Genomic DNA, 24,693 nt, shown 5'->3' on the forward strand with positions numbered 1-24,693 from the left:
AGGTTGTTGTTTATGAACAATGGAGTGGTGCTTGCCATTTTTTCCGCATTGATATTCAGTGTGATGAACGCCCTGATCAAAGCGGCAAGTCTTACGATACCGAGTGCTGAAATCGTCTTTTTTAGAAGCGCAATTGGCAGCTTTCTCATTTTGGCATTAATGTGGCACAGCAAAGTCAGTTTCTCGACAAAAGGTATTCCGCTGCTTATTGCCCGTGGTTTGTTTGGTTCTGCTTATTTGCTGGCATTTGTGTTTACCATTGCACACATTCCGTTAGCCGATGCCGCAATTCTAGTTTATCTATCGCCATTTTTTGTATTAGTGCTCTCTAGTTTGGTTTTAGGGGAAACATTACCTAAAAAGGCGATGTTACTGCTCCCAGTGGTGTTGTGTGGAGTGGCATTAGTGGTCAACCCATTTAACTATGACTCCTTTAACGTCTATGCTCTCGCTGGAGTTGCAAGTGCATTTTTTGCTGCTGCTGCTTCAATTACCATTCGTCATCTGAGTAAAAAACATCATACCTATGAGATCGTTTTTTATTTTCTCTTTATCGCCATGTTGGTATCTGGTTATTTGATGAAAGATGACTTTGTCGTTCCACAACAAATTGAATGGGTATATTTAATTGGCATTGGTGTCGTCTCCCTTATTGGACAGATTTTCCTTACCAAAGCCTTTACTCATGAAAATGCGGCGGTAGTAGCGGTTATCCGCTATATCGGTTTGGCATTTAACATTTTGTGGGGAGTCATATTCTGGCACGAAATCCCTGATTGGATAACCTTGCTGGGTGGCGCTATTATTGTTGTGGCCTGCATTACCTTGTCGTGGAAAGGGCAATCAAAACAACCAGCAGAATCGAAAGAGCAATCCGCAAGTACTTAGCAATCCATCGCAGTGTTGTGCGTTATCATTCAACAGAGCAAGGCGATAAGCAAAAAAAAGCCCCACAGTACTAAGGGGCGTAAGATGGTTGTTGTGTTTGTTAAATCTCTGACGTTGTTAGGGAACTCAAGGTAGTACGTTTATTGGATAATCAAACCATAGTAGTGCAATTTTATCCCTACAAATTAATCGATTAAAAATTACTCATTTCATTGCATATATGTGATATGGGTTCAGTAATTTAGTGCAACTGGATTCACTTTCTTAAAAGTATAAATATCAGTTGCTGCGCACCCAACTGTTTACGCTTTAACCGCGCGAACGTTTGCCTAAATAAATGTGATGAAAATCAAATTTTGATGGTTATACTTTCCGCCCGGTTAAGCGTAACTGCTCTGCCAATACAAGCCGTCACAAGGATATGTGAATGACCCCACGGACCGGACCAGCTGTTAGTTCACTGCTTGTAAAGGTTCAATTTAATGAATGTACTATTTAGTCTAATCGGGGTAGCAGTTTTACTGTTATGTGCTGTTTTACTGTCTGAGAGCCGTCAATCCATCAATTGGAAAACTGTTTCTCGGGCTTTGTTGTTGCAAGTTAGCTTTGCTGCGCTTGTATTGTATTTTCCTTTGGGGCAAGCGGCCCTTAGTGGCTTGAGCTCCGGCGTATCTAGTCTGTTAGGCTTTGCCGACCAAGGCATCGGTTTTCTGTTTGGTGACCTTGCTAACAATGGCTTTGTATTTGCTATCAAAGTTCTGCCTATCATCATCTTCTTTAGCGCCTTGATTTCAGCCCTTTATTACTTAGGGGTGATGCAAAAGGTCATCTCTTCTATTGGCGGGTTTATTCAACGTTTTCTAGGTACGAGTAAAGCTGAGTCTTTGGTCGCTACGGGAAATATCTTTTTGTCACAAGGTGAATCGCCACTCTTGGTGCGTCCGTTCTTATCTAAGATGACTCGATCAGAGCTGTTTGCAGTGATGGCGGGCGGTATGGCTTCTGTTGCCGGTAGCGTTTTAGGGGGGTATGCCGGCTTAGGTGTCGAACTAAAATACCTTATAGCGGCAAGTTTTATGGCGGCACCGGGAAGCCTATTGATGGCGAAAATCATTGTTCCTGAAACAGGCACCCCTGTCGATCAATCGGACATCGAAATGGATTCAGCCAGTGAAAGTAATGTGATTGATGCTTTAGCCAGTGGTGCGATGAATGGCATGAAAGTCGCGGTTGCCGTTGGTACTATGCTTATCGCCTTTGTCAGTGTTATTGCCATGGTAAACACTGGCCTTGAAAGCTTAGGCTCATTTGCTGGTTTTGATGGTGTTACATTGCAGCGTCTATTTGGTTATCTGTTCTCACCGCTAGCGTGGTTGATTGGTGTTCCGGCAAACGAGATTTTGATGGCAGGCTCCTACATCGGACAAAAAGTCGTGCTTAACGAGTTTGTGGCCTTTATCGATTTTGTCGAAAACAAAGCATTGCTTTCAGAGCATACTCAAGTGCTAGTTACCTTTGCATTGTGTGGCTTTGCCAACATTGGTTCTATCGCGATCCAATTGGGCTCTATTGGTGTTATCGCTCCGGAGCGACGTTCAGAAGTGGCGAGTTTGGGTATTAAAGCAGTAATTACTGGTACGCTGGCTAACTTGATGAGTGCCTGTTTGGCGGGGATCTTTATTCTTTTGTAGTAGCCGAAATAGAAAGTTTAAGCCCAGTTCAACACTGGGCTTTTTTTGTCACTACACTTTAGGTATTAGCCATCTAAAGGAGTAGATATGAGTGCTACAGCGAAAGACACCATGGTTCATTTAGGATATTTAGGGCTGATCCCCTTTGTTTTCTGTCTGATACTGATTGTTTTTGATGTTCGGTTATTTGAACTTAGTGGGCACAAAATGTTTACCGCTTATAGCGCGGTGATTTTGAGTTTTTTATCCGGCGTTTTGTGGGGAAATGCGATTGACCACTTTAGTCATAAGTTGAGTCGTAACGCTTTAATATTAAGTAATCTTTTTGCACTGATTGCTTGGGGAGTGTTACTGACGAAAGAGGGCAGTTATTTCAGTGCTATTGTCATGTTGTCATTTGGGTACTTGGCAGTGTGGTTTGCAGAAAAAACCATACGTCAAAGTGAACACGAGGAAAAACCTGCGGGTTACAGTGAAATGCGCGGAAAACTCACTCTTGGCGTTATGATTATGCATGGACTGGTTTTGATTGCATAAAACCTGATTTACAGCAATATTCACTGATTTTGTGAGCGTACTATTAGCTATGTGCTGATTAAGAACCCATTTCGGGTTGTTTTCTAAAGTGAGAGTACGCATGAATACTGTAGTTGAACGTTTTTTACGATATGTAACTTTTGATACCAAATCAAACCCTAAAAGTGACCACTGCCCAAGTTCACCGGGACAAATGGTTTTTGCTAAAGCCCTTCAAGCCGAACTTGAAGAGATGAAACTGTCAGATGTTTCTCTCGATGAGAATGGCTATCTGATGGCTAAGCTACCTTCTAACGTGGATTACCCCGTACCCGCCATCGGGCTTATTGCCCACATGGATACTTCTCCAGATGCGAGTGGCAAAAATGTCGTGCCGCAGATTGTGGAAAATTACCAAGGTGGAGATATCGCTCTGGGTAAAGGTGACCAAGTATTGTCTCCTATCTATTATCCTGATCTACACAAACTGCATGGACACGACATTATTACCACTGATGGTAATACGCTGTTAGGTGCAGATAACAAAGCGGGAATTGCTGAGATCCTCTCTGCGGTTGAATACCTGCAAGCTAATCCTGATATTCCACATGGAGATATTTGCATTGGCTTTACACCGGATGAAGAGATTGGTCGCGGTGCAGACAAGTTTGATGTGGAAAAATTTGGCGCTGAGTGGGCTTACACCGTAGATGGTGGGCCGATTGGCGAGTTGGAATATGAAAACTTTAATGCCGCGAGTGCTGAAGTAATTTTCCACGGTGTCAATGTGCACCCCGGCAGTGCCAAAGGTAAGATGGTTAACTCGATGAACTTGGCAGCGAAGTTTCAGTTGATGATGCCAGAACTAGAGACTCCGGAACACACTGAGGGGTACGAAGGTTTTTATCATTTGAGCAACGCGGAGATGAGTGTAGCTAAAAGTACTCTACATTATATTTTAAGAGACTTTGATCAAGAAGGGCTTGAAAACCGCAAGGCGGTAATGAATCAACTGGTAAATAAGCTTAACCAAACCGGAGACAAAGATCGCATTGAGCTGCACTTCAACGACAGCTATCGAAACATGAAAGAGATGGTTGAACCGCATACCCACATTATTGAGTTAGCTCAAGCGGCAATGAAAACAGTTGGAGTAGAGCCAAATATCAAACCAATTCGCGGTGGAACCGATGGAGCACGTCTCTCTTTTATGGGGCTTCCGTGCCCAAATGTGTTCACTGGCGGGTATAACTTCCATGGAATTCATGAGTTTATCACTGTCCAAGGAATGGATTTTGCCGTACGAACGCTGGTCACATTAGCAGCAAAAACCGCAACAAGTCATCATAACTGTTAACTTAAACTACTGCGATCCTATGAGTCATAGTGTACATTGATGAGTGTAATTGATTACATAGGGTCGGCTAATGAAATGGATATTATTGCTGATCTCCCACGCTCTGGTGGGGATCGCGGGGTTTTCTCTTGGGGTGTATTTACTCCCCATTCTCATTCAACCTGACGCGCCACCTATGGCATTGGTGGAAAGCGCGATACAGAAAGCCAGCTATAGCGGTAATTTTGAGCGCAGCCGTCAAGACAGTGATTTCTTACATTGGGGTGAAGGCTCAGTCGCAGTCAGTGCCGATACCATTGTTTTTGTCGGCGAACTGGCGCCGGGACCAGACTACAAACTGTACCTCTCCAATCGGTTTATCGAAACCGAATCAGAATTCTTATCTAATAAAGCCCAAATGACATACGTTGGCGATGTAAAAACCTTTGATCGGTTTACGCTAACTCTACCTCATGATGTTGATATCGAAGAATTTAATACCGTAATTGTATGGTGTGAGACCTTCGAACAATTTATTACATCCGCTAGATACAAATAGTTCAAACACTCTTATTGACACACTTTGTTTCATTTTGGAAAAAATTGACACAAGTGTGACAAAGGAGTGTCGATGAAATCAATAATGTGATCAGTATTGCATTTTTATGCAAACGCTAGCCCCTTTATTAAGTTGGCAATTCAGTGGCTATTGGCCCTGACAAAAAATTAAAGGACACCCACGTGTTTACTCAGATATCTCAAAGAATAATAGTACTTTTTCTTGCTTTGATTTTTATGGCCTGTTCGTCTTTTGCGATGGCAGCAGAAGGTCTTACCGTAGAAGTAAGTTCAGATTCTTCAGTGTATGAAAACGGTCAGAAAATCGACTATTTAATCACGGTCAGCAATCCAACGCTGAAGACGGTTAGCGACATTGAAATTAAAGATGATATCTGGAAAACCACGGTTTCCGGTCAGCGGGCATTCACTAGTATTGCTTCGACAGCGAGTAACAGTTGGGGATCGCAAGCGGGTGTTATTGCCACGGATAACACTGATTTCTCGGTGTCTGCAGCTAAGTTACTACCCAAAGGTAAAATTACCTATCGCATCTCCGCCCAAGTAAGCGAAAAAGTAACAGAGAACATTCCACTAGGGGCGACTCTAGTACAAGCCGACGTTAACAAAGATGGAAAAAGTGAAACCTACGTTCCAACGAAAACGTTTGAAGTAGAGCCCGTTCCATACGAATACAGTATGTCATTAACCGCGTCGGCCGAGCATTACCAACTGGGTAAGCCGCTTACGTATACACTAACCGTGTCAAATACGGGTGAATATCAAGTTCAAGGTCTAGACATATCCTTGCCCTTAGAATCTCTGAAAGTAGAGGATATCAACGGTAACCTAGTATCGCCATTTAGCTCAATTAATATTACTGCTAACGAGCAGGGGAGTGGCAGTGATGCAGGTACGTTTTCGCCAACAGGTGATTTGAGTGTTAGCAATGCAAAAATTAGCCGTGGTGGTTCCATTAGTTATACCATTTCTACTACTGTCGCCTCTCAACTTGCGGATAATATTGTTATACAGGCCAAGTCAGAAACCAAAGATGGAGAAGTATCAACAGAGCAAGTTGTCGTATTGCCAAGTGTTGCTCAGATTGAGTTAGAGCACAGCATTGATAACTCCAAACCCTACCTAATCAATGGTGAACGAGTTTATACGGTCGAAGTAAGAAATACGGGATTAGGTATAGCTCATAACTATCGCGTTAAGCACAACATCGCTGAAATGCTTACCAATCAAGGGTTAGCCAACAGCCTGCAACCAGAACACAATGAAACGGATGTTTCCGGTAATCCTTTTGCCCACTGGAGTATTGAGGTTAAGGAAATAGGCAGTCATTCTGTCTCTGACTACGCCGTGAAAGGTAAGCAGCAAGATATTGCCTTTGAAGATACCGTCTCAATTTATCCCAATGAAAGTATCACCTATCTAGTTAGCTCTACGTTGTCTCCAATCGCCATAGGAAAAATAACTGGTGCAAACGCATCGGTAATAGATGAGAACGGGAGTTTGGTTAAAGACGAGCAAGCGGGTGAAAATATCAGAGCCGAACGCGTCCTTGACGTTTCTGATCCAGAAATAAAAATAGTCAAAACGACCGCAGAGTCGCAATACATTCCGGGCAATCAAGTTGAATACGATATAAAAGTCACTAACAGCTCGAATAAGTACTTCGCAAACAACCTCCAAGTGGTTGATGATCTGACTTGTGTGCAAACAGAGCAAGCGGGTGGTGCAGGCCAAGGGCAAGCCTTTAAACGCTGGAAGCTTGAAGTTGTAAGTGGTGAAGACCCTCAAGGAACAGACCCAGGTCAATATTCTTATGGCTCTTGGTCAACTTCTGCTGTTACAGTGTCACCTGATATTGCGCCGGGTGAACAAGTCCACTACAAGCTGATTGCCGAAGTCAGTGACACCAGCGTTGGACTGATTGTCGATGACAATCCGGCTTGTTCAGACAACGTGACGGAAGACGGTTCGGGTATCGAGATGCCACAGGATGTGTTACGCGCCAGCAAAGATGTGGACAGTCGTTACTACTCCGCTGGGGACAACCTAACCTACACAATTAAGGTGAACAATGACGGTGATGGGTTTGCCGACCAAGTTTCGGTTATTGATGATATCTCAGCGGTACAAACCACGGATATTCACGGTAATACTATGCCCGCATTTGACAGTTGGAGTATTACGGCACAAGCGTTTAAAAATGACGGAAGCCCTGCCAGTGCAACCGATACAGGTGTAAGTGGAAGCATCGAAAGTCCTAATATCCTCGATGTAACCGCAGTGATTGAGCCTCATAGCTACGTCGTATATACCATAGTGGCAAAAACCGACCCACTGGCGAATGGCCATATTCAAAATAGCGTAGTAGTTGATGGTGACGTTTATGCAGACCGCGGTTCCGATCCCCATGACTTTAAAGTTACCGTAAATAAGACTGTTAAAACCAATTCTGATTCCAGTTTCCGAGCCGACCAAACTGGTTACTCGAAAAATGAAAACCAAGTGACTTACAAGATAAGTCTAAAAAATGAAAAAGGTAACGGCTACGCGACAAACGTCAAGGTACTTGATGAGATTTCAAAAATTGAAGCTCAGCTACTAGAGCCTGAAAACAAAAAGAAAAAGGTATTCACAAGCTGGACTATCAGTGCTGAGATCTTGTCTGACGATCCAATCCTAAGAGGCAATAGCACTTATACCGATGTAGGTGATTTTAAAGACAATCAAGACTTAGATACTACGGCTCAAATCCCACCTAACGTCGAAGTGATATATACCATCGTTGGTAAGATTGACCGCTCGGTTAGCGATGAAATTGTCTATGGACGATTTGATAATACGGTCCATGTGACGACCAAAGATTCTGCGATAGAGTCGGGTACTTCTGACACGGCAGTGGTTTACCCGAAATCGCCTGACGTAGTGGTGGTTAAAACCACCGATGAAAACCAATTTGTACCAGGTGAATGGGTAACCTTTGATATTACGGTGTATAACCGAGGAGCGGGTTACGCCAACGAAGTGGCGGTAAACGATGACATTCGAGGAATGAATGCCTTTTCTGAGTGGACGGTTACGTCGAATGTGGACAAGCACAACACGCCGATTCAAAGCGGCAGTTTTGCCGATAAAAAATCTGCTTATCCAGACAATGGAAACATCAAGTCTAAGATAGATATCGACCCTAAAACGAGTGAAGGTATGGGCTTTGTCAGCTATACCATTCGGGGCAAGGTAAAAAATGACTACGCCAAAGATGAGATCTCAAATACGGTCACTATCCACGACCCAATCAACAACTTAGATCAATCGGCTTCGGCTGAAATTGGTGATAGCGGCGATGCCAAGCTTAATGTCTCGATACTTAAGACCGCAAATGTTCATAGATTTACTCCTGGTGAAGATGTTACCTACCAAATCATTGTTCAGAACAACAGTGAACACGATGCAGATAATTTAAAACTGGTTGATCCGCTAACTCAGATACGCTCTGTTCTAGCCAATGACAAAGACGATCACTTTGCAGATTTAGGCGATCAATCGCCTTTTGAATACTGGCAGTTTGATTATGCAGATGGTTCTGGTTGGCGGTCAAAAACAACGGACGATTTGATTTATCCGGAAGGTGGCGTTGATAACACCTTTACGCTGGCAGCGGGTGAACGTCGAATTTTCCAAGTTAAAGCGAAAATCAAAGACAACGTTGTAGGCTCTAAAAATAGTGCGGGAATACTAGAACGCATTATCGGCAACGACGCTATATTTTCAGGGACTACAAAAAAGTATCCGAAGAGTCTCATGTCTCACACCACGAAATGGAAATCGTTGATAACGGTGCATATACCGCAAGAGTGTTATTGGTCAATGGCTCGCCCAACCGCAACTATACACCCGGAGACACACTGACCTACAAAGTGAAGGTGGGTTCCAACCGCGGCTATTTAAATAATCATCGAGTTTTCGAAGATATCAAGGGCATTCAAGTATTGCTTAGCAACGGTGAAAAGGGCAATCCATTTAATGGCCAGTTTACGGTGAGAGTGGAAAAAGAGGACAGCAACGGTGGTAAAGGAACGACTGACGGCACGCTCGACGGCACGGTAGCAGACAATCAAAACATTGATACGACCATTGATGTCGCTGGAGACGACTACACCCAGTTTATTGTAGAAGGTGTTGTTCGCAACGACGCGGCGGGGGATATCACCATAGGTGATGACACGGTTTCCCCTTATGACTATCACATTAAGTTTTCTAAACTCGTTGACCCGAAAACGTATCAACCGGGCAAACCTCTGGTTTATCACTTGAAAATTGAGAACGACAGCAAGGGTATTGCGTATCGAGTTCCTATTGTTGACCAGCTATCAAGTGTCCAAGTAGAACTTCTTGATGGAACTACGGGGCCAGCGTTCCCTGAAGGGTGGACAATTGAACCCAAAGTTTTAGGTGGCAACACAGCGACGGTTGTCGATTTTGACGCAAGCTTGGCCGATAACCAAGATATTGATATCCATGCATCGATACCCGCAGGAGAGACGATCGACTATGTCGTGACGGCTAACGTGAATGCTAATGCTGTTGGTGAGATTGTTAACTTGCTAAAGGTAGATGGCGACACAGTAAGTGCTAAGTCCTTCCCTGATACCGATAAGTACAGCTTTGAAAAACATATCACTAAGTTTTTCGATAAAGATGGTGTGGCTGAATTGTCAGGTGGGTATACACCAGGCGGTTATATTGAGTATCAAATTAAACTAGAGAACAAGAGCTTTGCTCACTTGAAGGATATTGCCATTACCGATGAAATATCTTCAATTACCACCGACTACTTTGATGGTACCAAAGGGCAGGCCTTTGACAGTTGGACTATAAAAACTCAAATGGATAGCAGTGGTTTAACCGACGCAGGGACAGTTTCAGACAATACCAATATCGACACCAAGTTTGATCTGGCGAGTGAATCTTTTGCTGCTGGCGGCACATTTATTGTTTATACCATCAAAGCAAAAGTATCTGAGAAGGCAGTGGGCAGTATTCAAAATGTTGCCTATATTGAGCAACACCACAAGGTACCGTCTGAGCGAGCAGATATGCTGCCGGCTAAGTTGAAAAAAATCCACAAAGCCTATACCGACACAAGTTTTACAACCATTAAGAAGACGTATAACCACAGTGATAGTGGACAGAAAGTCGTGTACCACCTTCGTTTAGAAAACAGTGGTAAAGGCACGGAATATGGTGCGTCCCTTACTGACACTATCTCCAGTATAGAGTCACGCTTAGCTCAAGATGCTGAAGGTGAATCAAATAGCCAAACAGGTGCGGTATACCAACCTTCAGGGTGGACAGTAACCGTAACCAAAACCGATGAGCTAGTCACTCAAATCAGTGAGTTTAAATCGGGTAGCAACTTGGACATCGACATTCCTAATCTATCTATTGCGGCTGGTGGCTGGGTAGATTTTGTGATTGAAGGTCGTATTCGCGCCGACGCCTTGGAAAACGTGGTTTCACGTCCAAAGTACAGTGGAAAAGCGTTTAGCCAATCGACCATTGTGCCCGACGCTCAAAATGTGGAAGTCAGCAAGAGAATTGTCTCTATAGGCGGACGGACTTACAGTGATGGCGATACTTACAAGCCCGGTGAAGAGGTGGTTTATCAGTTAGACGTCGTAAACCGAGCGAAAGTGTGGGCGGACCAAACTGCGATTCGAGATCTTGTCTCCTCCGTTAAAGTTGAAGTGATCGGCGGAGCTCGAAATCCGCTTATGAGTCTTATCAAATAGATCATACCATCAGCGAGGGATTGGGAAGTAAGGTGGATACTTACCTGCCTGGCTACGATCCAAATAGCGATCTAAATCTGGTGGCGGATATTGCTCCAGCCGAGGACGTCAGTTTTACCATTAGCGGTCAGATCAGAGCGGATGCCTTGGGCGATATTGATGCTAACCGAGGTAGTGCGGCTGGCCACAACGCGGTAACGCCAGTGATTCCACCGGTGCCACCAGTACTAGAATTCGAAAAACTGGTGACGAATACCACAGCAGATAGCAGCAGCTGTAGTTTCCCTTCGAATTCCGGTTCAGGTTGTGAATACAACCCAGAAGGACAAGTTAGTTATACGGTTACCATAGAAAATACGGGTGAAGGTATTGCTAACGATGTTTCTATTGTTGATAAGCTCAACAACATTAGGACTTCGTCTGGTGGTAAGGCGTTTAGTGCGCTCTCTACGACAATTCTAGAGCAACCACCAGCAGAGCGTTTTTCAATTAGTGGTAGCTACCAGAGCAATAAACCACTCGATGCTCGTTTTGATCTCATGCCCGGTGACAAAGTGGTATTTGGATTACAAGGGACAGTAGACGGTGATGCAACGGGAACCATCACCAATGTAGCTAAGGTCGATGGGCAAGACACCAATGCCATTATCTTGGGGCAGGGAGAGGCGCAAGTCTTAGCGTCTAAGTCCACTGATACACCGACTTATGTGCCAGGCGGCGAAGTTCGCTACACCATGTATGTGGCCAATAAATCCGATTCAAATGTCGACGTCCAAGTAGAAGATGAAATCAGCAAGTTTATGGTTGAAACCATAGATGGCAGCATGCAAACCGCTCTAATGGATTGGACAATTAGCAATGAGTTTATTAGCAATGCCGCTGCGAGTCACAACGATGCTAGCGCAATTCCAAATTCCGGTGATATCAATGCTCTGGTCAAACTAGGGGCTGCAAGTAGCGAACCTACGATATTGAGGATTGACGTAGTGGGTACGGTTCGCAATGACGCAATTGGAAAGTTTGGCAATACACTGTATGTGGACAAGATAGCTCACGATTTGGAGCAACACTTTATTTATCCCGAGAACGGTGAACTGGTGTTGACCAAGCAAGCCTCAGTGTCTCCAGCTAGATATGCGCCGGGTGATAACATCGGTTTTGATATTGTGTTGGAAAACGTGGGAGGTGGATACCTTCGCAACGTTAGAGTTGAGGAGTTAGCCCAGTCCATCCGGAGCGAAGTCGTGGACAGCGACATAGAAGGTCAGGTATTTGAACGCTGGGCACTAGGCACCGTGAAAACGGAAGATGCGGGAAGCAGCAAGTCACAATTAGTTAAAACCGAGTCCGATTTCGATTCGGCAAACGGCTACGTTGGCATCTACCACATCGCCCCCAATAGCAAACTGATAATGCATGTCGAAGGGGTTGTTGGCGATAAAGTTGTAGGACCAATCACCAATACCGTCAATGTTACTGGTGAAGGTATAGACCCACAAAGCAAACAGGCAACCTATTTGCCCTACGACGCTCAGCTAGATTTGCAAAAAACGGTCGACAAAGAGACGTATATCGCGGGTGATACGTTAACTTACACCATCACATTGACCAATAGCCAAGCAGTGTGGGCGAAGAATGTACACCTTGTCGATCGACTCGATCGAGTGGTTAGCGAGTCTATTTCAGGGGAAGAGGTTTCTGCATTTGAAGACGGCACAGTTTCAATCTCTGCAGTATCAAAGCTGGGGACAACAGAGTTTCCAACCCTCGAAGGGACGTACATTGATAACCCAATTTCGGTGGCTCCGAATGATGTAGTGACTATCACTGTAACAGGCACGTTAAAAACGGATTTAGTAGGAGAGGTCAAAAACGTCGCATCAATTGAATACGACGGTAAGCGAGTCGAAAGCCAAGCGGTTAGCGTACCACTAATTCCAAAAGTAGAAGCGAGTAAAACCGCTTTAAGCGAATTCTACTCACCCGGCCAGTCAAACGGCTTCATCATTAGAGTGGAAAACAAGGACCAAGCTTGGGCCAACGATATTGAGTTGAACGATATAATTTCGACATTAAATGTGTCGACGGCTGATGGCGTGGAGAGAAGTGCATTTACTCATTGGAATCTGGATGTTCATTCTGACGATAGCTCAGTAGTGACTAATAAGAGCAGTAAAAGTGCCAACAGTGACGTTGCACTTACTATCGACCTTGCGCCACTGGGATATGTGGAAGTCAGAGTGGAAGGTCAAATCGATAACAAAGCCATCGGGAAGATCACCAATACCGCACAGCTTGAGTTTAACGGTGAGCAACAAAAACCAAGTGCGGTTATCAAGCCGCAACCTTCCGTTATATCAATTGTAAAAACCGCAGACAGAGAGTTTTATCAGGCTGGTGAACCCGCTCAGTTTGTTGTCACAGTGCGCAATGAAGGCGACGGATTCGCCAACGACATTTTAATTAATGACCTTATGAGCAAAGTTAACGTCACATTAGTTGACGGCTCAGAAGGAACTGCGTTTGAGAACTGGACGATCAATACCGATATTTCTAGTGCGCAAACCACATTGACGGATATTCCTACAGGAAAGAACCCCGACATAAATACCCTGGCGGACATTGCCCCGCAAAGTGAAGTCCAGTTCACTATTAAGGTATCGTCAATCACTATGCGACGACTGATATCGTTAATACTGCGTCTTTTGCCGATGGTGATATTGATTCGGGTAGCGCGCAAGCATGATTAAGCATCGACCAGTATCCGTCGCGCTAAAAAAATACGTAGGTGAGACGGGTACGGAAACAGAACAGATTTACGAACCGGGTAAAGAGTCAATCTTTAGAGTGGTTTTAACCAACAACAACGAAGCGTTTGCTTCGGGTATCAAGATAAAAGACCTGATCAACTCCCTAGAAGTAGATACCGTTAAAGGTACACGAGAAAAAGCGTTCGACACGTGGACTATTACGGTAAATACGGGTAATCCTCTTACATCGGTCTCGCCAGACCCTTCAGGTATGGGGAAAGATATAGATGCTCGTGTCGACCTTGCACCAAATGACACGGTCGAGTTCTTGATTAGAGGCGTGGTGAACGAATACGCGAGTGGAAGAATCGATAACAAAGCGACGATGTCGGTAACCGTTGACGGTTCGAGCAAAGCGTCCGCAGAAGCGAGTTTACTTGCGGCAGAAGAGAATGTTGTGGTTACGAAAACCGCCGACAATCCTATCTATGTGGCTGGAGAGAAGAGCACCTTCCGTGTCCGTTTAGTCAATGACAGTAAAGGCTTTGCCCAAAACATTGTTGTGCGAGACGTAATGTCCAATATCAAAGTACCGACTAGACCGGACATAACAACAGGTAAGCGAGAGGTGGTACCAGCTTTCACCGATTGGGTTATAGAGCAAACCCAGCAAGATCCGCGAACTCAAGTTAGTCAAAGCGCGTTTGCCATCAACTCTGATATTGACGTGGTGATGTCGATTGCTCCACAAGACACTGTAGAGTTTGCCATTACTGGTACGGTTGACCCAAGAGCGATGGGTGAGATTGTCAATGTGGCTCAAGAAATTGAAGAGGCTCCGGTTTCGCGCAAGACAAGTGGTGAATACCGTGTGGTTAGGGCTGGAGCAAATGTAACCACTGTCTCAGCCATGATCACACCACAGCCCGTTCACTTTGCTATAGATAAAACCACCAACAAAGGGGACGATGCGGAGTTTACTAACGATGATGAAACCTTGACCTATATCCTTAAAGTAACCAATGAAGGTTCTGGGACGGTTAGTGGTGCAGAGATGTTAGACGAAGTGAGTCAGTTAGTTGGCAGCAATGGAAATGCGCTCTTTACTGATTGGACAGTCAAGATTGAAGAATGGCCAACTGGAGACGTAAAAGCAGAGTTTAGTAATCAAGATCTGAACCTACCAGATAGTGGCCTATCGTTAGACCTTCTTCCTTATATGGGTAACGGTTATGAGATCACTATCGTAGGACAGCTCAACAAGGGCTTAGATGACACCATCACAAACACTTTTACGGTGACGGACCAGCTAGTGGGAAATCGGCTTCGGACGATGCAGTTATTCACGTGAAACGTTTCTCAGACAACGAAGGCGAACTGTTAGTAACAAAAGAGGCGATGCAGACGGACGCTCAGGTCGGTGATGTGGTTGAGTATGAGGTCAACATCTATAACAACAATGAATCGGAGTTTAGGAACGTTAAGCTGGTAGACCGATTCCCGTCCGGCTTCGCATATGTCCCAGGATCTACGGAACTGGTTAATAGCGGGCCAGATGGAGAGTTTGATACGGGCGATGATGTCATTCGCAAAGAGGACCCATCGGTTACCCAGCAGTTAACCTTTAATGTAGGGGATATGCTGGCGTATGGGGGAGAAGAAAAAACCATAACAGAGAAGGTGAGAATACGATATCTGCTGCGTGTCTCAGTCGGGGCAACGTTTGGTAAGTATGTCAACTCAGCTACTGCAAAAGCACCACCTAAAGGGGAAAGTGGGGGCGTCTTGGTCGATAAGTCTAATACCGCAACAGCAACGGTAGAAGTCTTGCCGGATAAGGTTTTTGATACCGCTTCAATCATAGGTAAGGTATTTGAAGACCACAATAAAGATGGTTTCCAAGCGGATGCCACAGCCTACAACGTAGTGTTAACCGTTGACCTAGATAGTAGTGATTATGTACCTAACACTACCTTGTTGGTAGATAAAGGTAAGGAGATATTTATTGCCGACAAAGGTCACTCATCGTCACCCAATAGTGCGTTGGCAAACGGTGTTCGAGTTGGCAAGTTGTTCGGCACGTCATCTAATCGAACACTGAAAGGCGTTCACAAACGCGTCTACCAGCTAGAGACCAAGAGTGATAAAGGTTTTCACTTTACCGTGACTACCGACTCAGGTAGCCGAATAGAGTTTGCTGCCAATGGCGAAATATCTCATTTTCACAGCGGTGATAAAGCCGATGGCCTATCCGCAGAAGAACTCGATATCACGCGGAATCTCTATCGCGATGGTGACAAATACTTGTGGGAAATCATCATTGAAAACAAGGGAATTTACGAAGATGGTATTCCTGGAGTAAGGCTGATGACAGTCGAAGGAATAGTGATAGAGACCGACCAGTTTGGGCGATTCCACGTACCAGACCAGTGGGTGTTGGACAAGAAGGGTAAGCAGTTTTTGGTGAAACTGGATACGGACTCTTTACCTACAGGAATGAAAGTGTTTAGTGAAAACCCAAGGGTTCAGGTGATTTCTCCAAATAAACTCACCAAGTTTAACTTTAGCGTGTCGGTGGATAAGTAATATGGTCAATAAAAGCAAAAATAGTCGCGCAACAAAAGCGGGTAAGCGTCTGATGAAAACCCAATTGGCCATTTGCATTTTGGCTGCTATACCCATGTTAGCGGCGGCTAAAGATACCAGCCAACTAAACCAATTGGATCACGATACCACTGGCGTAGAGGTGAGCCCTCATAAACAAGCTGATAACTCTAGAATCTATCTAGAACAAGGTGCAATTTGGGCTAGCCGAGATATTACCCGCTTTGACCCAGTGTTAGACGTCAGTGTTGGTGACAAGCTTGAAGTCGCAGAAGGTAAACTACTTGACGAGGTGAGTTTTACCGTTAGTTCAAACTACAGTTATTACGTTACGCACTATCAAATCGAGATCTACCGCGGTGAAGACAGTAGCTTATCTCAGCCATTGAGAGTTTTGGAAGGAACAGACGTCGCCAATGACTACGATATCAGTTGGGATGGCAAAACCGATGTCGAATACCCGTTCCAACGTGGAAAGCAACTGCAATTTCGACTCAAAGCGTGGGATAAAGATGGCAACATGGATGTCACTACTATCGGGGTGATGGACTTAGTGAAGCCGGACTCAGACACGGTGGAAATTGAACGCAACGATGGACAAGAAGAAAACAGCCGGACCTATGGTCGAGCTGAGCTTATGCGCCACAATATTCCCACTAATGCAGGCTTGGCGAAGTTTATAGGAACGGGTCTTGTTGGTGTCGACAAAGTCGTGATAGGAGAAGACGAGTTTGATGTTGAAGACGGAGAACTGTACGCAGAGCGCTTTTTGCCCGCCGACGCATATCAGTTTCCTACCAAAGTGGTGTTTGATAGTGGTGACGAAAGACGGTTTGTTCTCTCTGTCCGTATCCCCAATGAATACTATGCACAAGCAGGTTTAGCCGATTTCTACATTGGCAAGAACCGCGTGACAGGTAATACGGGGGCCCTTGGAGTTAATGAGCAGTACCTCGGTGATGTTTATAACCAAGGCCGTATCGCCTATTTTGGACAAGGTAAGTTTGGCGACAAACTAAGGATTACGACGCATTTTGACAGTAAAGACGGACAGATAAAAGATATCTTCAAGCATCCGTTTGCGTCAGATTCTTCGGACGTGTTTGACATATTGGAAGATGATGATGAGCTTTACTACGGTGATTACGGCGACGGTGCTAACATTCACAAAGTGGTTAATACCAAAGGTAAAGTTTACGCCGATATTCAGTATGACAAATCACAACTGCTTTGGGGGAACTACAACACCGGACTCACAGGTACAGACAATAATGACTACAACCGAAGTCTATACGGTTTTAAAGGTGACTACCGAACTCGCTCTACTACTAAATTCGGTGACGATCGGCTCAATGTGGTCGGTTTTGCAGCCTCTGCCGAGTCTGCGTTTGCTCATGATGAGTTTCTGGGAACGGGTGGCTCTCTCTATTTCCTACGTCATGGAGAAGTGGTTCCGGGAAGTGACAAGGTTTACTTAAAAGTGGTTAACAAAAACAGCGGGATCTCAGAGAAAGAAGTACCGCTTCAGTCTGGGCGAGACTACGAAATTGATCCCTACCAAGGACGAATCATTCTAACTAGACCACTCAACAATATTATTTCGGACAACTTTGGTTCTGTTATCGAAGATGATCCGGCTGACGGCTACGAAAACTACTTAGCCGTCGATTATGAGTTCGTACCTCAAGGTCGAGAAGCAAGAGATTCAATGAGTTATGGTGGTCGTGTTAAAGGATGGGTGAACGATTACATTGGTGTGGGGGCAAACTACACAACGGAAGAAAAAGACGCACAAGATTACGAGTCTTATGGCACTGATCTTACCTTACGAGCAACAGAGGGAACCTATATTAAAGGGGAGTTCGCTCATAGTAGGGGACGTCAAACGGACTCAAACTATGTTTCATTTGATGGCGGCTTAACATTCTCTCCAGTGGGGGACGGTTTAAAAGAACGACAAGGTGACTCTGTTCAGATTAAAGCCGTCGCAAACCTGTACGATCTTGCTCCAACGATCTTTTCGGCCGTTGGCAACGATGTTAAGGCTTGGTACAAATCGAAAGATGCGGGCTACAGCTACGCCAGTCAAAGTGACGACGTTGAGCAAGAGTCATTTGGTACTGAGTTGCGTCTGCAAGTGACGGACAGAGTGTCGTTCGCCACTCGCTACACCGACATAGAAGAACGAGAGGTCGATAGAACACTGAAAACCGATACTCAGCAAGCGGAGGTAGAAGCGCAGGTTAAAGTCAGCGAACACATCAAACTCTCGGTGGCAGGAAAGCAGATAGACGAACTCAACAAAGAATGGAAAAAGGGCAAAGGAACATTAGCAGGTGTAAGAGCAGACTATATTTGGGATAGTGATAACAGCGTTTATATCAAAGGACAAAGTACCGTCGATAAAACGGACCAGTATGAAGACAATGACAGCGCAACCATAGGTGCTGAGTTTCGAGTATGGGAAGACTTGAAACTAGGAGGGGAGTACACTCACGGCGACCGAGGTGAAGTGACTGAAGCGACAGCTACTTATGATGTGACCCAAGATTATTCTACCTACCTCACTTATAGCAATGACAACTACGAGGGCAAAAACGACGTTATCGTTGGGCAACGAGCTGACTTGACTTCCGATGTCGATTTTTATCAAGAGAATCAGTTTGTCGATGAAAACAATGGCAAAGGTCGGATTGATTCGTTTGGTTTCGGTTATGACATGACTGACGATATCGATTTCGGTATCGGTTATCAGCAAGGTAAAATTGAAAAGCCCAACGCTATTGACCCTTCCAAACTCGAAGTCACGAGAAGAAAGGCCATTACCTTTACCACTAACATCGATATCGACAACGTCAGTTTTAAAAATAAGGTGGAGTATCGCGTCGATATAGGCAACGAAAACGTCGATATTTCAAAACGCCGAATAGACCAGTGGGTGACCACGAATCGCTATACCCAGCACCTAACTGATGAGTACACGGCTTTCGGTAAGTACAACTTTTCTAAGTCGGTGAGCAAAGAAACCGATGAAACTTTAGAAAGGTTTATCGAGGCTACAGTGGGTCTCGCATACAGACCCGTGTTTAACGACAGATTAAACCTTCTTACCCGTTACACCTATATCGCTGACCAAGACAACTTAGACCGAGATGTCGATTACAGTAACGAACAATCACATATCATTGAGCTAGAAGGCATCTATTCCATTGATGAACATTGGGATATAGCTCAAAATATGCCCATAAAGACAAGCAAGAGGATTTCAACCGCCAGTCGGGAACGACCGTGCGTGTGGAAAACAATATCAATCTATACGGCTTAAGTGCGGCTTTCCACATTATTAAATCTTGGGACATTACTGGGGAATACCATTGGAAGACAGACACGATCAACGATGAGCTAGAGCACGGTGCACTGCTTTCCATAAACAAACACCTAACCAACAACTTTAAACTAGGCGTTGGGTACAACTTCTCTGGTTTCGACAGTAACTTAGCCAACGATGACGATTACAACGCACGAGGTGTATTTGTTAACTTGGTCGGCAAGCTATAAGGGAATGAAAGTGAAAAGAGTAAATGCTTCTATAGTTATCGGTTTGATGTTGTCTACGCTAGTCGGCTGTTCAACGGACACTTACGTCAGCGAAGAGAACAGAGACAAGTTCGGCGATCCGTTGGTGGAAAAGTTCCTGATTCAAGAGTGTATTGTTCCTCAACGTGACATTCACTTTGCCATGGCTTCTCATTTTGATTTTGATAAGTCTGAACTCAAAGAAGCGGATAAGGCATCCATCGACAAGCTGATTAACAGTATTCGACATCTTCACGGTCAAATTGCCATTGTTGGACACACGGATTACCAAGGCAGTGATAGCTATAACGAACAGCTCTCTCTGCGACGAGCAGAAAGCGTTAAGGCATACATGCAGAGTCATTTAGACGCTTCGCGTTACGACTGGGAGGTTAAGTACTACGGAGAATCAAGGCCTATAGTACAAGGTGTATCTAAACAGGCTAACGCAGAAAATCGACGCGCTTATGTGGTGTTTGAGCAAACGCAAACGGAGCAAGAAAACCCTCTTTGCAAATCACCAGAACCAAAGCGAAAAGTGTATGTCTCTATGACTTCGCATTTTGATTTTGATAAATCAGTGTTACAAGAACAAGATAAACCTATGCTAGATGAGTTCGCACAAAATCTTCAGGGATTAACGGGGCGCGTACTTATTGCTGGTCATACGGACCTACAAGGGGCGTTAAGTTACAACCAAGTACTGGCTGAAAAAAGGGCGGAATCTGTGCTGCATTATTTGCAAAGCAGGCTAGATCCTAACCAGTATGTATGGGAAGTTAAATCTTTTGGCGAACTGGATCCGGTAATAGAAGAGCAAAACAATGAAGCCAACGCTTTAAATAGGCGTGCCTTTATCGTTTTTAAACAAGGCGAGTTACCGAATTCGGAGCAATAATAACTAGGAAGGGGCACAAATGTCCCCTCTATTAACTCTGTTTTGGCAGAAGAGTAGTAAAAGTAACAGGAGTAGAGGATGGAGAAGGTACAAGCGGTTATAGATTTTCTTCTTGCTCATAAAGTCGTACTCACCGTCATTGTAGTAATGATAATTTCGGGTATACGCCGTATAACGCTCTGGAAAATACGAGGCGAAGTCGACTTTGTCACTGAAGATCAGCGGAAGTGGATGTCACGTACCAAAAATGGCACGTTTGCCTTTACCGTTATCTTACTGTTTATGCTTTGGCAGTCTGAAATCAGTGAATTCGCCCTATCGGTGACCGCGATTGCTGTTGCAATTGTGGTAGCTTCAAAAGAGATCATACTCTGTTTTACAGGCTCAATTCAGCGCGCCAGTTCTCGCTCATTTCGCATTGGCGACTGGATTGAAGTGGGCAAACTTAGCGGTGAAGTGATTGAGCACAACTTAATGGCGACCGTAATTCAAGAAATCGACTTGTATCACGGCAACTATCACTACACGGGAAAAACGGCCACATTGCCCAACAGCATGTTTTTTTCCTATCCAGTAAAAAATCTCAATTTTATGAAGCGCTACGTATACCACAACTTCACTATCGTGGTACCTGAGTTCGTTAATCTTTACCCAATGCTACCGGGTATAAACAATAAAATTGAACAACACTGCCACTATTTCAGTGAAGTGGCAAAACGATACAACGCTATCATCGAAAAGCACGCAGGTGTGGATCTACCCGGCGCAGAGCCTCATATCCACATTTCAAGCGGGGCGACGGGAGAGCAAGTTGTGCACTTTATGATATTTTGCCCAACAGAAAATGCCGTTCACTTGGAGCACCTTATCCGACAGGATTTTATGACCCAGTATGAAGCGACATTTCCCAACAGTAAAACAACTATGGATGTTGCTAATGACAACGACTAATAGACGAAGACGGCCCCAGAGTTAGTGTGGGTGCTATCTTTGTGAGGCGCACCAACGGCCAAAGTGCTACCGTCATCCGAGAGGCTGATTGAGTTTCCAAAACTGCTGGTATCTATTACTTGAAGCGCTTTTAAGAAAGCAACTTGTTGCCAGTTACCACCGTTAAAGCGAAACAGGTAAGCGGCCCCTGAATCTGTTTTTGATGACGTATTGAGAGTAGTATCGCCGTTTATCCCAGTGGTGTCTGAATTCTCACCAATCGCTCCTACAGCTAATGTGGCGCCATCATAGCTCAAAGAGATATCTGCACCAAATTGATCCAACAGTTCGGGTTCTTTTGCTTTTATTATGTCGGTCTGGTACCAGTTATTCCCTTGGTACCTAAAGATGTAAACCGCGCCAACGGGTACACCAGTTTTTGTTGTAGCAGCACTGTCATTAACTCCTTTTGCATCAGAGCTTTCCAATGGAGCACTCACCGCTAGAGTTTCGCCATCGCCGCTCAAGCTGACCGAAAAGCCAAAAAACTCATCCACACTTGCATTAGACGCTTTAACGTAGATCTCATTGGACTTATCCCACTGGCCATTGGAATAATGGTATAGATAAACGGCTCCAGAGTTTGTCGCAGTACCTGTTCGTGCGGAACCAATACCTGTAGACGCGGAATCTTCCCAAGGTGCACCAACTGCGAGTAAATTTCCATCCCAGTTCAAACTTACAGATTGTCCATAGGCATCGGAGGAGTTTGGGTTTAAACCGCCGCTACTACCACCAATGTTCATGTTGTCGTTAGATTGAAAGAAATCCTCTTGTTTCCACAAAGCGTTTGTTTCATCAAAGCGGAAGATGTAAACCACATCTTTGTCTCCAACCAAGTTACTTCTGCTCGCGGGGTCACCGACGACTAAGGTTGTGCCATCTCCACTTAATGCAATGGACTCGCCGAAAGCATTTTCTGTATCACTTGCAGAGTTTTCCGGTTGGATAAGAGCAGGTGGATTGACACTTCGTTGCCACGTATCGTTGTGTTTTTCATACTGATAAACAAAGACACTTCCTTTTTGATTGTTTAGGTTGGGATCTCTGGGCATGGAAACGGCCAAAGTACTGCCGTTGCCGTTTAATGCTACTCGATAGCCAAACCAATCATCATTTTGTGGTGAAGGCGCTTTAATGTAGTCGATGTTTTGCCATTCGTTATTTTGACGTTTATACAGATAAACCGCTCCAGCCAAAGTTAGACTGGTATCAAACGGGTCTAAGCCGTTAGAGCGCTCGCCGGGTGCAGCGACGGCGAGTGTTTCACCATCCGCACTGAGTACAACCGAATACCCCATATATTGGTTGTCACTGCTGTTGGGCAACTCTATTTGCTTAATCATGCTATTGAGGCTGTTAGAATCGAAGTTAACTGAATAGAGGTTAGACGATGCTTGTTGCCCGCCTGCCTCTGCGATGACGAACATCTTGCTATCAATCAGGGGAAGAGGGTTCACTTTTATATATAGCTCGGAGGCATCAGTCACACTACCAAGATAGATACACGCCTCGTGATCGTCTGGATTGGCTTGGCATAGTGTGTATTCAACACTTTTCCCCTCTGCTTCCACGTCTTCCCAGTCTGCTTTTACAGTACCGTCCTGTTCTATGGTGAGCGAACGAAAGTTAAAGGCAGGTAATACGAAAGATTCAATGTTGGAATCGTTTTGTTGATCTTCTGCTTGGTTATCCGCATGTGGGCTGTTTTCTTCACCTAGATTAAAAGGGGTTGAACTGTCGCTGCAAGCGGAAGCAACTACACTGATACCCAACATCAAAGCAAAGTTTTTGGTTTGTGAAATCGTCAATGCCATTTTAATTACCGTTGTTAGAAATAACGCAGAGTAGTCAGCTCTTGGTAGGAATGTAATTGGCATATCTAAATAACAATAAACAAGAGTGGCAGTTGTATTGATGAAACCGGTGATTAGGAAGGAAGGTTTTATTAAGCGTTTTGGGAAAAAATGGCGCCACACTGGGCAACGCATTAGTCTAGGTATATCCCCTGCTGTTATCTTTGTGAAGGGTATTTCATTCTAAGGGCCATATTGACTAAGAAGATCAGTACAGGTACTTCGATAAGCGGTCCAATCACACCGGCGAATGCCTGATCAGAATGGATGCCAAACACGGCGATAGCGACAGCAATGGCGAGCTCAAAATTGTTACCTGTTGCAGTAAAGGCAATAGAAGCATTTTTATCGTAATCGATTCCCAGTTTTCGGCCGACAATAAAGCTGATAAAGAACATCACCACAAAGTAGATGGTCAGCGGAACGGCAATTCTAAACACGTCTAATGGAAGTTCGAGAATCATATCGCCTTTCAAACTAAACATTAAAACAATAGTGGCTAATAGAGCGATCAAGGTAATGGGTGAAATCTTAGGGATAAACACCTCTTCATACCACTGTTCTCCTCTGGTTTTGGTTAACCACTTTCTGCTTAGGTAGCCAGCTAGGAAGGGGATACCAAGATAGATAACAACGCTTTTCGCTATGTCACCTATAGAGATGTCGACTTCAATACCTTGAAAACCAAAATAGGGAGGAAGTACGGTGATAAACAACCATGCCATTGCGCTGTAGGTGAGAATTTGAAACGCACTGTTAATGGCGACGAGTGCGGCGCCATACTCTTTATTTCCCCCGCCTATATCATTCCATACCAAAACCATGGCGATACAGCGTGCCAAGCCGATAAGAATAATCCCCACCATATAGCCCGGTTTATCACCTAAAAACAATAAGGCGAGCACAAACATTAGGATTGGCCCCACTATCCAATTCATTATCAAAGACAGGGAAATGGCTTTTTTGTCTCGTGTGGTTTGCCCCATTAGGCGATAGTTCACTTTTGCAAGGGGTGGGTACATCATTAAGATAAGTCCGATGGCTAAGGGTATGTTTGTCGAGCCAATTGAGACGGCCTGATTCCAATCTGCGACTTGTGGAAACATTGCACCGATTGAGACGCCAATAGCCATGGCGATAAATATCCATACGGTTAGATAACGGTCCAGAAAACTCATCTTTGAGCTGGCGTTTTGGGCTAGGGATTGTTGCATATTGAA

9 protein-coding genes and 2 pseudogenes are annotated in these 24,693 nt (G+C 44.6%); 9 read left to right on the plus strand and 2 right to left on the minus strand.

Going from position 1 to position 24,693, the window contains the following annotated elements; genetic code table 11:
* Window positions 1-12 precede the first annotated feature (12 nt).
* The 9 genes and pseudogenes from BLO31_RS10935 (at window position 13) to BLO31_RS10975 (ending at window position 21,578) form a co-directional block, all read left to right on the plus strand.
* Window positions 13-888, plus strand: a complete 876-nt coding sequence (locus tag BLO31_RS10935) for a DMT family transporter (RefSeq protein WP_070965959.1) — start codon at window positions 13-15, stop codon at window positions 886-888.
* A gap of 482 nt (window positions 889-1,370) precedes the next feature.
* Window positions 1,371-2,579: a NupC/NupG family nucleoside CNT transporter gene (locus BLO31_RS10940; protein WP_070965964.1), complete on the plus strand. Its 1,209-nt coding sequence runs from the start codon at window positions 1,371-1,373 to the stop codon at window positions 2,577-2,579.
* Between the two features lie 87 nt (window positions 2,580-2,666).
* Entirely contained in the window at window positions 2,667-3,116 is a 450-nt protein-coding gene (locus BLO31_RS10945; protein WP_070965967.1) for a DUF3429 domain-containing protein, read from the plus strand.
* A gap of 100 nt (window positions 3,117-3,216) precedes the next feature.
* Complete coding sequence (gene pepT, locus BLO31_RS10950) at window positions 3,217-4,452, plus strand: peptidase T (protein WP_070965971.1); 1,236 nt, start codon at window positions 3,217-3,219, stop codon at window positions 4,450-4,452.
* Window positions 4,453-4,522: 70 nt separating this feature from the next.
* Window positions 4,523-4,990: a DM13 domain-containing protein gene (locus BLO31_RS10955; protein ID WP_070965975.1), complete on the plus strand. Its 468-nt coding sequence runs from the start codon at window positions 4,523-4,525 to the stop codon at window positions 4,988-4,990.
* Between the two features lie 236 nt (window positions 4,991-5,226).
* Window positions 5,227-16,135: pseudogene (locus tag BLO31_RS25170) on the plus strand (DUF11 domain-containing protein).
* Between the two features lie 52 nt (window positions 16,136-16,187).
* Window positions 16,188-19,711: pseudogene (locus BLO31_RS10965) on the plus strand (hypothetical protein).
* A gap of 46 nt (window positions 19,712-19,757) precedes the next feature.
* Window positions 19,758-20,627 (plus strand): OmpA family protein, encoded by an 870-nt coding sequence (locus BLO31_RS10970; protein ID WP_425425289.1) that lies wholly within the window; start codon window positions 19,758-19,760, stop codon window positions 20,625-20,627.
* Between the two features lie 78 nt (window positions 20,628-20,705).
* Complete coding sequence (locus tag BLO31_RS10975) at window positions 20,706-21,578, plus strand: mechanosensitive ion channel family protein (protein ID WP_070965982.1); 873 nt, start codon at window positions 20,706-20,708, stop codon at window positions 21,576-21,578.
* On the opposite strand, the gene BLO31_RS10980 is transcribed toward BLO31_RS10975, so the two are convergent.
* Together BLO31_RS10980 and arsB are read right to left on the minus strand one after the other, a co-directional pair.
* Window positions 21,575-23,434, minus strand: coding sequence for an FG-GAP repeat protein (locus tag BLO31_RS10980; RefSeq protein WP_070965985.1), 1,860 nt, complete (start codon window positions 23,432-23,434; stop codon window positions 21,575-21,577). The two genes, BLO31_RS10975 and BLO31_RS10980, sit on opposite strands and share 4 nt — an antisense overlap.
* Window positions 23,435-23,631: 197 nt before the next feature.
* The gene (gene arsB, locus BLO31_RS10985) at window positions 23,632-24,687 is read right to left on the minus strand and encodes an ACR3 family arsenite efflux transporter (RefSeq protein WP_070965988.1); all 1,056 of its coding nucleotides are present in this window, start codon (window positions 24,685-24,687) and stop codon (window positions 23,632-23,634) included.
* Window positions 24,688-24,693 lie beyond the last annotated feature (6 nt).

It is taken from the genome of Vibrio sonorensis, from assembly GCF_001854765.1.
GTDB classification, from domain to species: Bacteria; Pseudomonadota; Gammaproteobacteria; order Enterobacterales; family Vibrionaceae; genus Vibrio; species Vibrio sonorensis.

Bases quoted from the DNA above. Each gene is read 5' to 3' on its own strand.
- BLO31_RS10935 (WP_070965959.1), top strand. From the start codon at position 13: ATGAACAATGGAGTGGTGCTTGCCATTTTTTCCGCATTGATATTCAGT.
- BLO31_RS10940 (WP_070965964.1), top strand. From the start codon at position 1,371: ATGAATGTACTATTTAGTCTAATCGGGGTAGCAGTTTTACTGTTATGT.
- BLO31_RS10945 (WP_070965967.1), top strand. From the start codon at position 2,667: ATGAGTGCTACAGCGAAAGACACCATGGTTCATTTAGGATATTTAGGG.
- pepT (WP_070965971.1), top strand. From the start codon at position 3,217: ATGAATACTGTAGTTGAACGTTTTTTACGATATGTAACTTTTGATACC.
- BLO31_RS10955 (WP_070965975.1), top strand. From the start codon at position 4,523: ATGAAATGGATATTATTGCTGATCTCCCACGCTCTGGTGGGGATCGCG.
- BLO31_RS10970 (WP_425425289.1), top strand. From the start codon at position 19,758: ATGTTGTCTACGCTAGTCGGCTGTTCAACGGACACTTACGTCAGCGAA.
- BLO31_RS10975 (WP_070965982.1), top strand. From the start codon at position 20,706: ATGGAGAAGGTACAAGCGGTTATAGATTTTCTTCTTGCTCATAAAGTC.
- BLO31_RS10980 (WP_070965985.1), bottom strand. From the start codon at position 23,434: ATGGCATTGACGATTTCACAAACCAAAAACTTTGCTTTGATGTTGGGT.
- arsB (WP_070965988.1), bottom strand. From the start codon at position 24,687: ATGCAACAATCCCTAGCCCAAAACGCCAGCTCAAAGATGAGTTTTCTG.